Annotated in this window: 11 protein-coding genes and 1 pseudogene; 9 read left to right on the top strand and 3 right to left on the bottom strand. The window is 70.9% G+C overall.

Annotated features, from left to right (window positions below; translation table 11 throughout):
* The first annotated feature begins 358 nt into the window (after positions 1 to 358).
* A complete protein-coding gene (locus BFF77_RS02230; RefSeq protein ID WP_066943213.1) occupies positions 359 to 1,294 on the top strand; it encodes an aldo/keto reductase in 936 nt (311 codons plus the stop codon).
* A gap of 279 nt (positions 1,295 to 1,573) precedes the next feature.
* Here BFF77_RS02230 and BFF77_RS02225 read toward each other — a convergent pair.
* From BFF77_RS02225 to BFF77_RS02215, 3 genes and pseudogenes are all read right to left on the bottom strand, one after another.
* Positions 1,574 to 2,680, bottom strand: a pseudogene (locus tag BFF77_RS02225) (pectate lyase family protein); the annotation flags it as partial.
* An 83-nt stretch (positions 2,681 to 2,763) separates the two neighbouring features.
* The gene (locus BFF77_RS02220; protein ID WP_066943209.1) at positions 2,764 to 3,957 is read right to left on the bottom strand and encodes a right-handed parallel beta-helix repeat-containing protein; all 1,194 of its coding nucleotides are present in this window, start codon (positions 3,955 to 3,957) and stop codon (positions 2,764 to 2,766) included.
* Positions 3,958 to 4,339: 382 nt separating this feature from the next.
* On the bottom strand, positions 4,340 to 4,903 hold the full coding sequence (locus BFF77_RS02215) for a GNAT family N-acetyltransferase (protein WP_066943207.1): 564 nt from the start codon (positions 4,901 to 4,903) through the stop codon (positions 4,340 to 4,342).
* An 886-nt stretch (positions 4,904 to 5,789) separates the two neighbouring features.
* Here BFF77_RS02215 and BFF77_RS02210 point away from each other — a divergent pair.
* Genes BFF77_RS02210 through BFF77_RS02175 form a run of 8 tightly spaced genes read left to right on the top strand, consistent with a single transcriptional unit; the run spans position 5,790 to position 18,015 of the window.
* The gene (locus BFF77_RS02210; RefSeq protein WP_079124751.1) at positions 5,790 to 7,703 is read left to right on the top strand and encodes a non-ribosomal peptide synthetase; all 1,914 of its coding nucleotides are present in this window, start codon (positions 5,790 to 5,792) and stop codon (positions 7,701 to 7,703) included.
* Positions 7,700 to 10,819 (top strand): condensation domain-containing protein, encoded by a 3,120-nt coding sequence (locus tag BFF77_RS02205; protein ID WP_169922595.1) that lies wholly within the window; start codon positions 7,700 to 7,702, stop codon positions 10,817 to 10,819. The genes BFF77_RS02210 and BFF77_RS02205 overlap by 4 nt, the downstream gene beginning before the upstream one ends.
* On the top strand, positions 10,816 to 11,178 hold the full coding sequence (locus tag BFF77_RS02200; protein ID WP_066943203.1) for a phosphopantetheine-binding protein: 363 nt from the start codon (positions 10,816 to 10,818) through the stop codon (positions 11,176 to 11,178). The genes BFF77_RS02205 and BFF77_RS02200 overlap by 4 nt, the downstream gene beginning before the upstream one ends.
* A 23-nt stretch (positions 11,179 to 11,201) precedes the next feature.
* Positions 11,202 to 14,705, top strand: a complete 3,504-nt coding sequence (locus BFF77_RS02195) for a beta-ketoacyl synthase N-terminal-like domain-containing protein (protein ID WP_066943255.1) — start codon at positions 11,202 to 11,204, stop codon at positions 14,703 to 14,705.
* The gene (locus BFF77_RS02190) at positions 14,702 to 15,625 is read left to right on the top strand and encodes a 3-hydroxyacyl-CoA dehydrogenase family protein (protein WP_079124749.1); all 924 of its coding nucleotides are present in this window, start codon (positions 14,702 to 14,704) and stop codon (positions 15,623 to 15,625) included. Before BFF77_RS02195 ends, BFF77_RS02190 begins: the two co-directional genes overlap by 4 nt.
* A complete protein-coding gene (locus tag BFF77_RS02185) occupies positions 15,622 to 15,897 on the top strand; it encodes an acyl carrier protein (protein ID WP_066943201.1) in 276 nt (91 codons plus the stop codon). Before BFF77_RS02190 ends, BFF77_RS02185 begins: the two co-directional genes overlap by 4 nt.
* A complete protein-coding gene (locus tag BFF77_RS02180) occupies positions 15,890 to 17,035 on the top strand; it encodes an acyl-CoA dehydrogenase family protein (RefSeq protein WP_079124748.1) in 1,146 nt (381 codons plus the stop codon). The genes BFF77_RS02185 and BFF77_RS02180 overlap by 8 nt, the downstream gene beginning before the upstream one ends.
* Positions 17,032 to 18,015, top strand: a complete 984-nt coding sequence (locus BFF77_RS02175) for a 3-oxoacyl-[acyl-carrier-protein] synthase III C-terminal domain-containing protein (protein WP_066943199.1) — start codon at positions 17,032 to 17,034, stop codon at positions 18,013 to 18,015. The genes BFF77_RS02180 and BFF77_RS02175 overlap by 4 nt, the downstream gene beginning before the upstream one ends.
* Positions 18,016 to 18,046 lie beyond the last annotated feature (31 nt).

The raw sequence follows: 18,046 nt of genomic DNA, 5'->3' as shown, positions 1-18,046 counted from the left end.
GGTGCTTCACGGATCCGGTCCTGGCTCCGCCCTCAGTTCCTCTTCCGTTCCCTCTCCGCATTCCTGCTGGTCATCACGCCGTCGGGGCCGCGCACGTATCGTTGCCGCGGCATCCCGGCGGTCAGCGGGACCGATCGCTGGACCCGATGCCGCGGGAGACGGGGGAGACGGGCGAGCGGCGACGCCGGGTCGGGATCCGCGCCTCGCTCTCCCACCCGTCATGATCCCGGTCCCCCGTGTGTCCCGTCCCGCGGGCATCCGGGACTGCCGCCGGCCGCCGATGGACCCTCCGCCCCCTAAGGTGCAGAGTGGACCCGTTTGCACTGTGCGGACCTGAGAATTCGAAAGGAAAGCCGCCGTGAAGACCTTCACCCTGCCCGGCACCGACATCCTCGCCCCGAACGTCGTGCTCGGCTTGATGCGTATCGCCGACAAGACGGACGAGGAAGTCCGCGAACTGGTCCGCACCGCGCGCGACGCGGGCATCGACTTCGTCGACCACGCCGATGTGTACGGACGCGAGCTGCACGACTGCGAACGCCGCTTCGCCGACGCGATGGCGCTGACCCCGTCGCAGCGCGACGAGATCACGATCCAGACCAAGGCCGGAATCGTGACGGACGGGCCGTACTTCGACTTCTCCTACGAGCACATCGTCAAATCGGTCGAGGGCTCACTCGCGGCCCTGCGGACCGACCGCATCGACATCCTGCTGCTGCACCGCCCGGACGCGCTCGTCGAGCCCGAAGAGGTCGCCCGCGCCTTCGACGAGCTCGAATCGTCGGGGAAGGTGCGCGCCTTCGGTGTCTCGAACCAGACCCCACGCCAGATCGACCTGCTGCGCAAGTACGTGCGCCAGCCCATCGTGGCCAACCAGCTTCAGCTCTCGATCACACACGGGCCGATCATCACCCAAGGGGTCGCCGCGAACATGCTCGCGGAGCAGCAGTCGGTCACCCTGGACGGCGGAGGGATCGTCGACTACTGCCGTCTGAACGACATCACCATCCAGGCGTGGTCTCCCTTCCAGGCCGGTTTCTTCACAGGGGTCTTCCTCGGCTCACCGGACTACCCCGAGCTCAACGCCGTCATCGACCGTCTCGCCGGCCAGTACGACGTCCCCGCCATCGCGATCGCGACCGCCTGGATCACCCGCCACCCCGCTCGGATGCAGGTCGTGCTGGGCACCACCAGCCCGGAGCGCGTCGCGGGCGCCGCCCAGGGCTCCGAGCTGCCGCTCACCCGGGCCGAGTGGTACGAACTGTTCCGCGCCGCGGGCCACCTCGTTCCCTGAACCCGGCCGCTCGGCACCACTGATCAGCCGGGCAGCTTGATCAAGGGCGAAGACCTCTGTGCGGTGGGAGCCGGGACAGCTCCCACCGCACAGAGGTCTTCGCCCTGTCCGAGACCCCACGAGCGTCGACAACGCTCGTGATCAATACATCTGGGTCCTGTCCGGCGGATCTTCGTGGATCGGGCCGCGGCGTCCGGTGGAGGGGGTGCCTCCCGTGCCGTTCAGGCCANNCCGTGCCGGGCGTCGCGGACCCGCGGAAGATCCGCCGGACAGGGCCTAGCAGCCGCCGTCCGACACCTGGAGCCCCTTGCCGGCACCTGCCGTCCGGGCCACGATGTCCGGCACGCAGCCCGCCGCGTCGAGAGTGTAGGAGTAGGGGATGCCGACCGTGGTGTTGGACTTCAGGTCGGGCCCCGCGGGGTTGTTCTCGCTGCCGGGGCTGGACCAGGTCACGTTGTCGAGGATGTTGCCGCCGACCTGCCAGTACCCGGCCGCGTCGGTGTAGAAGGTGCCCAGGACGTCCTTGGAGTCCTCGAAGTAGTTGTTGTCCACCTTGGCGCGGGCCCCGGCCCGGGAGTTGATGCCGGACTCGTTGAGCTTCACGTAGTGGTTGTTGTAGATGTGGGCCACGCCGCCGCGCAGCAACGGTGTGCGGGAGTCGATGTTCTCGTACAGGTTGTGGTGGTACGTGATGAAGCTGTTCGAGAGTTCGCTCTCGCTGGACCCGACCAGGCCACCGCGGCCGGAGTTGCGCAGCGTGCTGTAGGAGAGGGTCACGTACCGGGTGTTGTTCTTCAGGTCGAAGAGGCCGTCGTACCCCTCCGACTCCCCGCCCGACGCCTCCAGGTCGACGTGATCGACCCAGATGTTGTGGACGTCGCTCTCCATGCCGATGGCGTCACCGCCGTTGGACGTGGGCGAGCCGGACTTCTTGACGTTCCGGACGGTCACGTTCTGGATGATGATGTTGCTGGACTTGCGGATGTGGATGCCCAGTTGGTCGAAGACGGCTCCGCTGCCGACGCCGATGAGCGTCACGTTGCTGATCTCCTTGAGCTCGATCACGCCGGCGGCGGTGTTGCAACTGCCGCCCGACACCTTGCTGGTGTTGCCGTGGTTGATCGTCCCCTGCACCTCGATGGTGATCGGGGTGCTGCTGCTGGCCCGGCCGCACAGCGCCGCGTGGATCGCGGTCCCCGTGGTGGCCCGCACCGTCTGTCCGCCCGTACCGCCGGTGGTCCCACCGTTCTGGGTCGCGTAGCCGGTGACACCGCCGGTCGCCGCCGACGCCTCGGGCACGGACAGAACCACACCGGTCACGGCCGCGAGAGCCATGGTGGCCAGCGCCGCATGGAGTCGCAGTGCGACTGATCGTCCTCGTGCCATCTTCGCCTCAACTTCCCTCGTGTACACGGATGTTGTTGCTGCCGTTGTGATCGCGCCGGGACACGCCCCGCGCAGAGGACCGGTCACGGCGTGACCTGGGCGCCGCCGAAGGTCACCACGAGGCGGCCGTCCGCGGCGAAGGACCAGCGCAGCGCCCCGGAGTACGCGGAACACCGCGATCCGTTCGAGCCGGTCCAGAACTGGTTCGACCCGTCGGCGCTGCCCACGGTCTTGTCGTTGGACCCGTCGTCGTCGCGGCAGGAGACGTTGCCACGGAAGACCGAGGTGCCGGCGTCGAACGAGAAGTTGCGCTCGGCGTTGTCGATGCTGACGTTGTCCGAGACCGTCATGCTGCCCGGGTTCCGGTTGTAGGTGAATCCGTGCTTGCCGTTGTCGTAGGCGATACTGCGGCGAACGACGTGACTGACCTTGATGTCCTCGCCGCCGAGCTTGTAGCCGTTGCGGTCACCGCTGGAGTTCTGGGTGCCGTCGGAGAGGGTGCCGTTCTCGTAGGCGAGGGAGTCCTCGATGGTCACCGCGCCGATCGCGCCGGTGTCCGGCTTGGTGTAGAGGTCCCAGCCATCGTCGATGTTGTTGTGGGACACGGCGTGGCGGAAGACATTGCCGGGTCCGGAGGTGAGCTTGGCGGCGAAGCCGTCGGCGTCCTCACCGTCGGGGTCGGCGTTGTCGTGCGACTCCGCGCCCAGGATGAGGTTGTCGGACGGCCACCGGTCGCGGGGGGTGTCGGATGCCGTCCGCGAGAGCTGCAAACCGGTGTCGCGGTTGAAGCGCGTCACCGTGCGCTCGAACACGTTGCCACTGCCGCCGACGAAGATCCCGTTGTCCCCGGCGCGCTCGACGACGATTCCCTTGACGTGCCAGTACGACCCGTTGACGGCGAGCCCGCGGTTCGACGGACTCGTCGACTGGGCCGCGAAGTTCAGCACCGGCGTCTCGCCGGGGTAAGCGGTCAGTTCGGTGCGGTCGCCCGAGGTGCCGTCGGCGCCCTGCGGGACGGTGACGGTCTGCGAGTAACGGTACGTGCCGCCCCGCACGTAGATCGTTCCGCCGGGTGTGATCCTGGCGATCGCCGAGGTGAGGGTCGTCGGGGCGGACTGCGTGCCCGCCGCGCTGTCGGTGCCGTTCGGCGACACGTACAGCGCGGCGGCGGACAACGCCTCGAAAGGTACGGACACCGCCTGCGCGGTGGTGCCGGGGAGGATGAAGAGCGTGCCGGCCAGCAGGCCGACGCACGCGATGAGGGGCCTCACTTGCATCGTGTCTCCAGGTGGGTTGGGTCTGGTCAGGACTCCGTGGAGGTACTGGAGAGAGCGCTTGGTCAGGAACGGTAGGGACGCTCCATGAACACGTCAATGACCCTGTACATGATTCTTGTTCAGTGATCTGAACATGCAAGGAGCGTTGGCCTGTCTCATGCGCACGCGATGCCTTGTACGTGATTTGTGTTCAACAATGTGAACGATAAAGCCACGCGGGTCCGACGGCTCACGGCGCGGCACCGCGCGCGCTGCGTGGACATCGGCGGACCCGCGACCCGTCGGCGGATCGGCTTCGAGCCGGACCCGGCCCGCGGGCTCCTCGCGGGACGGCCGGGCGGCCTCGGCCGTGAGGCGGCCCGGGTGTTCCGGGCGGGCCGGGTCAGTCCGTGGGGCGACCCGCCGTCAGGTCGCCGGCGAGGAGCGCCCAGATCTCCAGGTCCTGGCGGAGGCCGTTGAAGGGGAAAACCTCGCGGAGGGTTCCCTCGTGGCGCATTCCCAGACGTTTGGCGACGGCGATGCTCCGGCTGTTCGCGGGGGTGACCCGCCATTCCACGCGGGCCATTCCCCGCTCTTTCACCGCCCAGTTGACCAGGTGGTCGGCCGCCCGGGTCACCAGTCCCCTTCCTCCTGCCTCGGGGGAGAGCCAGGCGCCGAGTTCGCACACCCCGGACTGGGTGTCGAAGATGCGGAACAGGGCGCCGCCTTCCAGTTGTCCGTCCACCCAGATTCCGAATATCCGGCCATTGCCCTTCGCCTGTTCGTCGGCATACCGCTGGAGCCACTGACGGGCCGATTCCGTGTCGGTGATGACATGGGCCCAGGGGAGCCAGGGCGACAGGTGGGGGCGCACCCGGTCCACGTAGGCGGCGAATGCCGTGGCTTGCCAGGGTTCCAGTGGGCGCAACTCTGCAGTTTCGGACAAAGGGTGGCCGAAAAGTGCCACAGTAAGTCTCCCGTGTTCGTGATTTTTGGGTATTCGGTCGCCGTGCCGGACCATGCTAGGTCCTTCGGTCGCGGCTCAGCGCGAGTGCGCGGTCCGGCCCGGGCGTACCGTCCGGGCGCCGGAGACGTCGACCACGTAAGGCAGTTGCCGGCTCTCGGCGACGCGGGTTCCGGTGGCGATGTCCCACTGCGGACGGCGCCGGCCGGCATGCCCGGCCAACTGCCGACCGTCCTCGCGCGGGACCGGGCCCGGCAGCCCGCGTACGCACGCCTTCGCCACGCGCCTTCGCCCGCCGCCGCACGTCCGCCCGTGGGAAGACCGGGAAGACCGGGAAGACGTCGCCGACCTGCGGCGACAACTCGTCCGACTCGGCGTTCCGCTCGGCTGCTTGTGAAGCCTCACCGGACCGCTTTTCCAGGACGGGGAGTCACCCCGACGAACCCGATCGGGGCACTGCAACCGAAGGGTTGCACGCTCATGGCCGAAATATGGTCAGTGGTGTCCCCGCATGTCGGGGTAAATCATCCTAGCGTGATCGTGCAGCGCATGGATGTGCAGGCGAAATCTATTGTGTGGGTTTCGGCCACTGGGAAGGATCGAGTCCTGAGCGAATTGCCTTATCCAGGTAACTTTTCATTCAGGGGGGAAGTACGTGAATAAGTCCTTTTATGGGCTCGTTGGTGTGGCAATTACCGTCATATTCGGCGCTTCTTCGTGTGTTATTTCGGCGCAGATCGCCGCCGGGCAGGGGGAATCCGGAGCGGCCGAGGTCAAGGTGCTTGCCGATCATGGGTGGGGCCCCTGACACCGTAATGGCGACAGCGGCGTGCGCATTTCGATCCTTCCGGGGCCGGAATTCCAGTGCAGGAGTGAGGGTGGGGCTGTGATGGCAGCTGTGAGCGTGCATGACGTCGTGGCACAACAGGTCGAGCAGCGACCCGGCGGCTGTGCCGTACGTGATCCGGCGGAAGGGGAGGGGCTTTCGTATCGCGAACTGTGGGAGCGGGCCGGGTGGCTCGCCGCGGAGCTGGCGCGGAGCGGGGTCCGTCGCGGGGATCTGGTCGCGGTCCCCCAGGACCGGTCCGTCGACCTCGTCGTGACCTTCCTCGGCATCCTGCGCTGCGGCGCCGCCTACCTCCCGCTGGACGGGCTCGCCCCGAAGAACCGGCTTGCCGGCATCGTCGCCGAGTCGGGCACGCGCTGGGCCGTCCACTCGCCCCGCCAGGACGCGCTGGCCGGGCCGGACGGCCGCTGGGCGGAGCTCATGTCCTGGCTGCCCCGCGGGGTGGAACCGCTCCCCGTGCTCTACGAGGATCCGGGGCATCCGGTGCCCGAGGTGCGGAGCCAGGGGGACGACCCCGCGTACGTGTCCTTCACCTCCGGCTCGACCGGGCGGCCCAAGGGCGTTGTGGTCCCCCACCGCGCGGTGCTGCGGCTGGCCCTGCGGTCCAGATTCTGCGACGTCGAGCCCGGCGACCAGGTGGCCAGCGCCGCCAATCCCGCCTTCGACGCCACCACGTTCGAACTGTGGAACGCCCTCACCGCCGGCGCAACGGTGGTCGTCTTCCCTTCGGCCACCGACCTGCCCCTCGACGACTGGACGGCGCTGATCCGCGGCGAGCGGATCGACACCATGTTCCTGACCACCTCCCTGTTCCACACCGTGGCAAGGGAGCGTCCGAACGCGTTCGGCACGCTGCGCAACCTCGTGGTCGGGGGCGAACAGCTGGAGATGGCGGCCGTGCGGAAGGTACTGGCGGCCGAACCGCCGGGCCGGCTGGTGAACGGATACGGACCGACGGAGACGACGACCTTCGCCGCCTACTTCGACTGCACCGAGGACAGCCTCGCCGGCCTGGAACGCATCCCCGTCGGCTACCCGCTCCAGGACACCACACTCCACCTGCTGGACCAGGACCTGAAGCCGGTCCCGGCCGGTGACACCGGCGAGCTGTGCGTGGGCGGCCCCGGCGTCGCCCTCGGCTACCTGCGTCGCCCGGAGCTCACGGCCGAGCGGTTCACCACCCTTCCCGCGAACGGGGAGCGGATCTACCGCACCGGTGACACCGGCCGGCGGCTTCCGGACGGGGCGATCGAACTCCTCGGCCGGAGCGACCGACAGGTCAAACTGCGCGGCTTCCGCATCGAGCTGGAGGAGATCGAGCGTGCCGCGCTGGACTGCGGGCTCGCCGACTCCGCCTTCGTGGAGAAGGTCGGCGAGGGCCCGGCCGCGTCCCTGGCCGGTTTCGTCCTGCCGTCCGCGGACGGGCTCGCCGCGGCCGGTGCCGGTGCCGTCGCCGAACTGCCCGCGTTGCTGGACGCGAGGCTGGCCCGGACCCTCCCCACCTACATGCGCCCCGCCCGCTGGCTGGTGCTGGACAGGGTCCCGCTCGGCTCCACCGGCAAGGCCGACCGGGCGCAGCTGCTGAAGCTGCTCTCGGCCGCGCCCTCTGCCCCGGACCCGGCCGGCTCCGCCCCCACGGTTGAAACCGCCTCGGCGCAGCCGCCCGTCACCTCTGAGCTCGTGGCCGTGCTCGGCGATGTCTGGCGCGAGGTGCTGGGCACCGAGCAGGTGCTCCCCGAGCACAACTTCCTCGAACTGGGCGGTAATTCCATCCTCGCCATGCAGGTGGCCGCCAGGGCCCGGCAACGGCTCGACGCACCCGTCGACGCGGGCGCGGTGCTGCTGTGCGACACCCTGGGGGAACTGGCCGTCCATGTGGCCGGCACTTTTCCGGGCGAAGGTCTCGCGGCCGGCTCCGAGCCGGCCGGACCGGGGCGGGAGGTCACCGCATCGTGACGGCCGGAACCGACACCGGGAACACCGCCGCGCGGGTCGAGCCGCCGGTCTTTCCACTGTCCTTCGCACAGGAGCGGCTGTGGTTCGTGGACGCCGCGGCCCCCGGGAACGCCACCTACAACGTCCCGCTGCTGTTCCGCTCCCACCAGCCGCTGGACGCCGCGGCACTGGCCCGTGCCCTGGAAGCGGTCACGGTACGGCACCAGCCGCTGCGGACCGTCTTCCGGTTGGACGACGGCAGGCCCGTACAGAGGGTGTTGGAGGCACGCCCCGTCGAGGTGGAGGTCGTCGACGTCGCGGGCTCGGCGGATGCCGGGGCACGGGTGCGCGCGGAGGCGGCGGCCCGTGGCCGGCTGCCCTTCGATCTGGCCGAAGGACCGCTGCTGCGCTGCACGGTGTGGCGGGGGCTGCCGGAGGGCGGGGACGCCGTCCTGCTGACGGCCCATCACATAGCGTTGGACGGCTGGTCGCTCGCCCCGCTCTTCGACGACCTGGCGGCGGCCTACGACGCGGCCCTGGACGGCCGCGACCCGGCGCTGCCCGCCCTGCCCGCCGCCTACAAGGACTTCGCCGCGCGTGAGCGTCGCACGGCGGACGATCCCGTCCTTCGGCAAGCGGTCGAGGACCGGGTCGCGGAGCTGCTGAGCATTCCCGTGGGCCTGGAGCTGGCCGGACGCAGGCCGGCCCTCGCCGCCCCCGACGGTTCCCGCCCGGGACGGCAGGTCGCCCGCGGCGTTCCGGACAAGGTCCGTAAGGGCGTGGCACAGCTGGCACGTTCGCTGCGGGTGACTCCCTATGTGGTGCTGGCCTCGGCGTTCCAGGCGGTCCTGCACCGCTGGTCGGGACGGAGCGAGTTCCTGCTCGCGACGATGACCGCCAACCGGGCGCACGCCGACCTCGAAGAGGCGGTGGGGTTCTTCGTCAACACGGTGCCGCTGCGTTGCCGGGTCGACCCGGAACAGTCGTTCACCGAGTTGTGCGGCGCCGCCCGGCGCGAGGCGTTCCGCTCGCTGACGTATCAGGGCATTCCGTTCGACCGGCTCACCGCGTCCGCCACCGCGGCGCGGGGGGAGGGCAGACGGCCCCTGGTCGACATCGGGTTCGTCTACCAGAACACGACCGTTCCGCGGTCGGCGCACACCCGGTGGACGCCACCCGAGGTGCTCGGCACCGGTACCGCCAAGTTCGATCTGCTGCTGATCGTCGACGAGACCGAGGACGGGCTCCTCGTCACCGTCGAGTACGACACCGACCGCTACCCCGCGCAGACGGCCGAGGCCGTGGCGGACGGGCTGGCGCAACTGCTGGAGCGGGTCGTCGAGGAATCCTCGGCCCCGCTGCGAGAGCTCCCCCCGCTGCCGGGGGAGCCGGACGCCGAGGCGCTGCCACCGCTGCCCCGGCCCGTCGCCGTACGCGTCCCCGTGACGTCCGGAAGCGGCACGACGAATCCGGTGACGGCCCCCTCCGCCGCACCCGCCGAGCGGCCCGGGCAGACAGCGGACGAGCGCCGAGCGGCCGAACTCTTCGCCGCCGCGCTCTCCGGCCGGGACCACCCCGGCCCGGCGGTCGACCCGGCGGTTCTGGCACCCACCGCGAACTTCTTCGTGCTCGGCGGCCACTCGCTGCTCGCTGTCACGATGCTCTCGGCCGCCCAGCGCCGGTACGGTCTCGTGCTCTCGCCCCGCAACTTCCTCGCCGACCCGACGGTCGGGGGTCTCGGCCGGCTGCTCGCCGCCGCGGGGGCCGAGGACGGGGAGAGCGCCTCGTCCGGCGCCGGCCGTCCGCCGGCCGTCACGGTCACCGACGACCAGCGGCACCCGGCGTCCGCGATCCAGCAGCGGTTCTGGTTCCTGGACCGGCTGCCCTCGCTGCGCGCGGCATACCTGATTCCCACCGTCGTGGAGTACACCGGCGCGGTGGACCAGGACGCGCTCCTTGCCGCGGTGGACGCGGTGCTCGCCCGGCACCCCTCGCTGCGCTCCCGGTTCTTCCTGGACCGCCGCAAGCGGCAGGTGTACTACAGCACGGACGGCGTACCGGCGAACACGCGCGTCACGAACGCCTCCGGCTGGAACGCGGCACGGTTGCGGGCGCACCTGTCCCGGCTCTGCTGGGCCTCGATGGACCTGGCGCGGGGCACCCCCGCCCAGGCGGAGATCGTGGTGCGGGAGGACCGCACACTGCTGGTGCTCGTGGTGCACCACATCGTCGCCGACGGGTGGTCGCGTGACCTGCTGATGGCCGAAATCGCCGAGGTGTACCGAGCCCGCACCAGCGGACGCGAACCGGAACTGCGGGATGCCGTGCACCCCGCGCTGCTCGACACCGCCCATGACACGCCCACCGACGCGGACACCGCCGCGCAGACGGCGGCGATGCAGGAGCACCTGCGCGGCGCACCGGTGGATGTCGTCCTGCCGCACGACCGGCCGCGCGGCGAACTGCAGACCACCAACGCCGGGCTGTGCACCACCTGGATCGGCGGTGAGGTGGTCACCAAGCTGCGCACGGTCACCAGTGGGGCCTTCGGCTGCACGATGTTCATGACCAGTGCCGCGCTGCTCGCGGTCACCCTGGCCCGGCTCGGCGGCCAGCGGGATTTCCTCTTCGCCCTGCCCTGGGCGGGCCGGGAGACCCGGGGCAGCGCGGAGGCGGTCGGCATGCTCGTCAACACCCTGGTGCTGCGGGTGGACCTGCGGCACAGCACCACCTGGGCCGATCTGCTGGCCCGGGTCAGGGAGAGCTGCATGACCTCGTACCGCAACGCCCACGTCCCGCTGGACGCGCTCGCCGCCGAACTGCACCCCGACCGCGACCTGAGCCGGCCGGCCCTCACGCCGGTCTACCTCAGCTCCCAGAACAAGGCACCTGTACCGGACGAACTCAGCCCCGGCAACACCGGCCGTTATCTGCCGCTCGACCCGCTGCACCTGAAGTACGAGCTCGAACTCGTGGTGACGGAGCACGGGGAGCACGACATGGAACTGGCCTTCTCCTACAACACCGGCCTGTTCCGTGAGGACACGGTGCGCGCGCTGCTCGCCGACATGGCGGTGGCAGCCGCGGACCTGGTCGCCGACCCGGATTCGCATCCACTCAAGAGGAGCATGTCGTGAATGACGCCACAGCCGAGCAGGCGTCGGCCCCGAACCGGACGGAACTTCTCCTCAAGGTCCGGCAGGCATGGGCCGACGTGCTCGACCTGGACAGCGCGGACCACGTCCCCGACGATGTCAACTTCCTTGAAGCGGGCGGGAGTTCGCTGCTGCTCATCATGCTCTGGGAAGAGCTCCACCCGCTCGCCTCCCACACCCTGAAGGTCTCCGACCTCTTCCAGCACAGCACTGTCCAGGCGCAGGTCTCCCTGCTCGCCGGCTCCGACGGGACCGGTGAGGAGCCGGCCGCCCGGCTGGGCGCGCACAACCGTGAGGGCCTGTTGAGCCGGGCGCGCCGAAGCCAGCTCGTATCCGAGTGATGGCGAACGAACGGGACACATCCATGACGAACAGCACGGACATCGCGGTCATCGGTGTCGGCCTCCGTTACCCGGACGCCACCACCCCGCACGAGTTCTGGCAGAACATAGACCGTGGCGTCATCTCGATGCGGGAGATGCCCGCGGAGCGGCTCAAGGCCGCCGGCGTCACCGACGAGATGCTCGCCGACCCCGCCTTCGTGGGCGTGGCCACCTCGCTGCCGGGAGTGGAGGAATTCGCCTCCGAGTTCTTCGGCTACCCGCCGCGCGAGGCAGAGACGATCGACCCCCAGCAGCGGCTCTTCCTGGAGGCGTGCTGGGAGGCTCTGGAGGCCGCGGGACACCCGGCACGCAGGAACGGGCCGGTGACCGGTGTCTTCGCCGGCAGTGCCGCGGGCAACTATTCGGCGGCCCTGCTCGCCGCCAAGGCCCGGCAGCACGGGCTGCGCGCCGCGGTGGACGACCTGGAGCTCACCGTTGGCGGCCAGGCCGACTTCATGACCTCCCGGGTCGCCTACAAGCTGGGCCTTCGGGGCCCGGCCCTGAGCATCCAGACCGGCTGTTCCTCCTCCCTGTACGGGGTGCACTACGCCACCCTGAGCCTCCTGTCCGGCGAGTGCGACATCGCGCTGGCCGGCGGCGCCACCGTGCTGGAGCCCTTCCGCGGTTACCGGTACCAGCTCGGGGGAGTGCTCTCCGAGGACGGCTACTGCCGTTCCTTCGACGCGAATTCCACCGGTACCACCTACAGCTCGGGCGTCGGCGTGGTCGCCCTGCGCCGTCTGGAGGACGCCCTCGCCGACGGTGACGAGGTGCTCGCGGTGATCCGCGGCAGCGCGGTCGGCAACGACGGAGGGGACCGGCTCGGCTTCGTCGCCCCCAGCCCCAACGGCGTCGCCGACGTGGTCGCCGCCGCGCTGCGCACCGCCGACGTCTCCGCGGACCGGCTCCGGTACGTCGAGGCCCACGGCACCGCCACCCCGGTGGGCGACAACATCGAACTCATCGCCCTCACCAGGGCATTCCGTGCCACCACGGCCAAGAGCGGCTACTGCGGTCTCGGTTCGGTCATGTCCAACATCGGACACACCGGCCCGGCGGCCGGCATCGCGGGCTTCATCAAGGCGGTGCATGTGGCGCGCACGGGCAAGATTCCGCCGCATCCGACCTTCGAGAGGCCCCGCGACCCGGGCATCCTGGAGGAGAGCCCGTTCTTCGTCACCACCGCGCCCGAGCACTGCGCGGAGCCCGAGCGCCATGTGCTCGTGAACTCCATGGGCGTCGGCGGCACCAACGCCGCCGTGGTGCTCGCCCCGCCGCCCCGGCCGGTCCGGCCCGTCGCGCCGCGGCGGTCCACGGTACGGCTGGTCCTGTCGGCCCGCACCCGCGCCGAGCTGGACCAGCAGTCCCGCGGGATGGCCGACGCCCTCGACGAGGGCGAGTTGCCCGCCGAGGATGTCGCCCACACGCTCCGGGTCGGCCGGGCCGCCTTCGACGAGCGACGGGTGGTCACCGCTCCGGCGCACCGGCTGACCGCCGCGCTCCGGCTGCCGCGTCCGCCCTCCGTACGGACCAGGCGGATCGACGGTGCGCGCTCCGCGCTGGTGGTGCTTCCGCCGGCCGGGGCACCGCAGCCGCCCGCCGCGCTCGTGGCGGGGCTCAAGACGGCGCTGCCGGCCGGTACACCGTTCGTGACCGGCCCCCTGGAGAACGAGTCCGAAGGGCGCTTCGTGCTCCTGGCCGGGCACGGCGAGCCGGCCGGCGACCGTCATGTGATCTCCGCGGAGTCCTGCGCCGACGCGGACGAGAACGCCGTGGCCGAGCTCCTGGACGAGGCCGCGGCAGCGGCCTGGCTGTACGGCGTCGAGGTGGACTGGGACGCGCTGGCGGACGGGCGGGGGCGCCGGGTGACGCTGCCGACGTACCCGTTCACCCGCAAGCGGCACTGGGCCCTGGACCGGCTGCCCGGGTTCGACCAGCCCGCGACGCTCCCGCCGGACACCGGCGTGAGCGCCCCGGCCGGGCCGGGTTCCGCGGCGGGCGCCGCGGGCGCCGCGCCCACCACCATGGAGGCGCAGTTGACCGAGCTCTGGAAGGAGCTCTTCGGTCACGACACCATCGGCCTCGACGACGAGTTCGCCTCCCTGGGCGGCACCTCCCTGCTGTCCGTGCGGATGGTTCTGGAGATCCAGCAGCGGCACGGCGTCCTCGTCAACATCCACCGGGCAGGCGGCAGCCAGGCCACCCTCCGCCGACTCGCGCAGATGGTCTCCGGATTGCAGAACGGTGCCGGGCTGGGCGACGCCGAGGTCGACCCCGCCGCCGACGGCGACGGGGCGATGATCGACGCGGACCTGCAGATCCCGCTGGAGCCGCTGGCCAAGCAGTCGGCCCCTGGCCGGGACGTGCTGCTCACCGGCGCCACCGGCTACCTCGGCGCCTTCCTCCTCGACGCACTGGTCTCCGCCTCCAAGGGCCGCGTCTACTGCGTGGTACGGGCCGCGGACGAAACCGAGGGCATGGCCCGGCTGAAGGCCGCCGCGGCCAAGTTCGGACTGCCGGAGCCGGATCCGGAGCGGGTGCACGCGGTCCCTGGCGATCTGCGGGACATCGGCACCGTGTGCGGGGAGTACCGGGGCGGTGAGCTGGCCACGCGGATCGGGCACGTCCTGCACTGCGCGGCCAAGGTCGTCTTCACCGAGCCGTACCGGATACTGCGTGAGGACAACGTCCTGCCGCTGGTCGGGCTGCTCAACTGGATGCGTCCCCTGGGCATCCGTGACATCGGGTTCATCTCCACGGTCGCCGCCACCGCGCCCGCCGGGCCCGAGGGACGGCTGCTGGAGACCCGCGATCAGGCGCTGGACCCGCAGCTGGGCGGGTACGGCGTGAGCAAGTGGGTCGGCGAACGCATTCTGGACCGCGCGGACCAGGACGGTATGCGGGTCCGGCTCTTCCGGCCCGGCCTGATCATGGCTTCCTCCCAGTCCGGTGCCTGCAACGACAAGGACCTGATCTGGTTCCTGCTCACCAGTGGCCTGGTGGTGGGGGCGCGTCCGGTCGACGACCGCGGCATGCCGGTCTCGCCGGTGGACGTGCTCTCCCGCGCGGTCGCCGAACTCATGCTGTCCGCCAAGTCCGTCGGCCGCGCGTACCACTTGGTGGACGAGACCTCGCCCAGCCTGGAGGACCTGTTCGCGGCCCTGGAGGAGGCCGGTCTGCCCACCCGCGTCGTGCCGCTGACCGAGTGGCAGCGGCTGATCGCCGAGCAGGCCCAGGCCACGGGCAGCAAGGTGCTCTCCGCCACCGCCCTGTACGAGATGGAGGGTCACGAACTCGACGAGGCGGGCGTCCAGGCAAAGGGCTGGCAGCCCTGGCTGCGCCGCTCCCGGCTGTCCCCCGCCGTCACCGGTGAGCAGCTGCGCAGGGGACTGTCGTTCCTGGCCCACCGGACCGACGACATCGGCTCCCTGCTGCCCGAACTGGCGGCCGAGGGCGCGCGGAACGCCGCGAAGGAGGAGATATGAGCGACACCGGCAACGAGAACAGGTACACCCCCGGCGCCGCGCAGAGCCCGCAGGCCGGCCCGGAGAAGCCGGTCCACCGGCTCGCGGTGATCGGCGCCGGCGTCATGGGCAAGGGCATCACCACCCTGGCCGTCGGCCACGGTCTGCCCGTCGTTCTGGTCGATCTCGACGAGAATGTCCTCGGCAGGGCCCGCACCGACATAGCCAACCAGCTGCGGCTGGCCCGGATGATGGGCAAGCTGCCCCGGGAGGGCGCGACCGGCGACCTGGTCGTCACCACCCGCCTGGCGGACATCGCCGGGGCCACGACCGTGATCGAGGCGGTCACCGAACTCGCCCCGCTGAAGGCCAAGGTACTTGCCGAGGCGTCCGCGCTGGTCGCCCCGGGGACCTTGCTGGTCTCCAACACCTCCGCCGTGCCCATCGACGAACAGGCGGACGCGGTGCGCAGGCCGCAGGACCTCGTCGGCATCCACTTCATGAACCCGCCCTACATGATCCACACGGCGGAGCTGATTCGCGGGCCGCGCTCCGGGGAGCACGCCGTCGCCGCGGCCGGCGCCCTGCTCCGGACGCTGGGGCAGAACGGCATCGTCGTCGGTGACGGACCGGGCTTCGTGATCAACCGGATCCTCCAGCGCATGATCAACGAGGCGGCTCGCATCGTGGCCGACGGCATCGCCTCCCCGGCATCCGTCGACGCCGCCTTCCAGGGCTGCCTGGGCCACACCACCGGCCCGCTCGCCACCGCCGACCTGATCGGCCTCGACAACGTGGTCGACTCGCTGCGTGTGCTGCACGAGCGTACCGGCGACGCCGGTTACGAGCCCTGCGCCCTGCTGCTGGACAAGGTCGCCGCCGGCGACTTCGGCCGCAAGACCGGCCGCGGATTCTTCGAGTACGGAGGTAGCGCGTCATGACCACCCACACCGGCCAGGCGGAGACCGCCCGGTCGATCCGCGAGAACCTGACCGAGTTCCTGCAAGGGCGTACCAGGACCGATGTCGCTCCCGACGTGGACCTCTTCGCCACCGGTCTGGTCACCTCGCTCTTCGCCATGGAACTACTGGTCCACGTGGAACGGACCTTCGTGGTGCGGGTGGCCGGCCCGGACCTCACCCTGGACAACTTCCGCACCGTGAACCGGATGACCGAACTCGTCCTGCGCCTGCGCGGCGGTACCGATGCGTGAACGGAAGCCGCGGGAGCCCGTGCCGGCCCCGGACGCGGCGCGGCCGGAACTGGAGCGGCTGGCCACCGACATGGTCGGCGACCGCGCGGACGCCTGGGACCTGGCCGGAGAACTGCCGCGCGACCTGCTGCGCGAGCTGGGTGGCAAGGGCCTGCTGACGGCCCAGGTCCCGGCGCGGTACGGCGGCCCGGGCCTGAGCAGCGTCGCGGGCGGTGAGCTCACCGCGCACGTCGGCTCCCTGTGCTCCTCCCTGCGCAGCGTGATGACCTCCCAGGGCATGGCCGCCTGGACCGTGGAACGCTTCGGCGACGAGGAGCAGAAGGCCGCGTACCTGGGCGCGCTGACGTCCGGTCAGCTGGCGGGGGTCGCGTTCAGCGAGCCCGGCGCCGGGAGCGACCTCGCCGCCATGGCGACCACGATCCGGCGGGAGGGCGACACCGTCGTCGTCGACGGCCGCAAGGTGTGGGTCACCGTCGGTGCGTACGCGGACCTCCTGGTCGTCTTCGGGCGGTACGGCACGGGAGCTGCCGCGGTCGTCGTCCCCGCCGACGCCCCGGGCGTCGGCCTGGAGCGGGTGGCCGATCCGCTGGGCTGCCGGGCAGCGGGCCACGCCGGCATCCGGCTCGAAGGGGTGCGGCTGCCCGCCGACAGCCTGCTCGGCGGCGCCGGTCTGCCCATCGACTGGCTGGTGACCTCGGCGTTGACCTACGGCAGGATCTCGGTGGCCTGGGGCTGCGTCGGCATACTGCGCGCCTGCCTGCGGGCGGCCTGCCGGCACGCCGCCACCCGGGAGCAGTTCGGTGCCGTACTGGCCGAGCACCAGCTGGTCGCCCGGCATCTCGCGGAGCTCCACGTCGCCCAGGAGGCCGCCACCCGCTGCTGCGAGCACGTCAGCCGCTGCTGGGACGAGGGGAGCCCCGAACTGGTGACCGCCGCCGTGACCGCCAAACACCTGGCGGCCGGGCAGGCGGCGCGCGGCGCTGCCAGGGCTGTGCAGGTGATGGCCTCGGCCGGAGCCGGCGACGGCGGGCCGGTGGCCCGCGCCTACCGCGACGCGAAGCTCATGGAGATCATCGAGGGCAGCAACGAGATCAGCCAGCTGCTGCTGGGCAAGCACGCACTGGCGGTGTGGTCATGACCATCGGAATAGGCGCCATCCACTGTGTGCTGCCCACCGAGCGCGTGCTCGTGGAGGACCTCCCGGAGGTCCCCGAACTGGGCCCTGAGGAAACCGGGTTCCTCAAGGGCAGCGGCATCGCGACGGTGGGTGTCCTTGAGGGCCGTACCGCCGGAGACCTGGCGGTCGAGGCCGTCCAGGGCCTGCTGGCCCGGCTGGACGAGGACACGCCCGGTGCCCCGCGGCGGCCGGACACCCTGATGCTGGTCGCTCCGCGCGCGCCCGATGTGCTGCTCGGCTCCGACGTGTGCCGCGTGCAGGCGGACACCAAGCTCGACGGTGCCTTCGCGTTCACCGTGGACGGGCTCGGCTGCACCGGCTCCAGCGCCGCCTGGGGACTCGGCCGCGACCTGCTGCTGGCCGATCCCTCACGGCAGAGCGTGCTGATCGCCCACGGCAGCCGGCCCACCGGCCTGGACCGGGTCCGCCACCCGGTCACCGTGATCGGTGACGGCGCCTGCGCCATGACCCTGGTGCGGGGCGGGCGTCCCGTACTGCGGGCCCATCGCATGGAGACCGACGGCTCCTTCCACGACCTGTTCCGGGTCGACTACAAGCAGGTGCCGTCCTACGAGTGGCGCGAGGAGTGCCGTTCGGCGGACCGCTACCTCTTCGACCTGGCCCTGCACAGCCGGCTGCGGCTCGGCCGGATGGTGGACGAGGTCCTCGCCGAGGCGGGCGTGGCCAAGGACGACATCGCCGCGACCCTCATGCAGAACGTGACGGCGAGCGCCTACCAGTTCTACGAGTCCCTTCTCGGTCTGCCCATCCATCCCGTCTGCAACGAGCACCTGGTCGCCTACGGACATCTGGGCGCCATGGACGTCGTGCTGAACCTCGACCGGCTGCTGGCTCGCGGCGAGCTGCGGCAGGGCGACCTCGTGCTGGTCCTGAACAACAGCCCGGTCGCCGCCTGGGCCGTGACGTTGTGGGAGGTCTGACCGTGTCAGAGGCGAGAGCGGGAAGCGAGAC

Origin of the sequence: Streptomyces lushanensis, from assembly GCF_001700515.1 — a bacterium.
In the GTDB taxonomy this organism is placed as follows: domain Bacteria; phylum Actinomycetota; class Actinomycetes; order Streptomycetales; family Streptomycetaceae; genus Streptomyces; species Streptomyces lushanensis.
The sequence above is the reverse complement of the archived record's forward strand: the minus strand, read 5'-3'. Positions and strand labels throughout refer to the sequence as shown.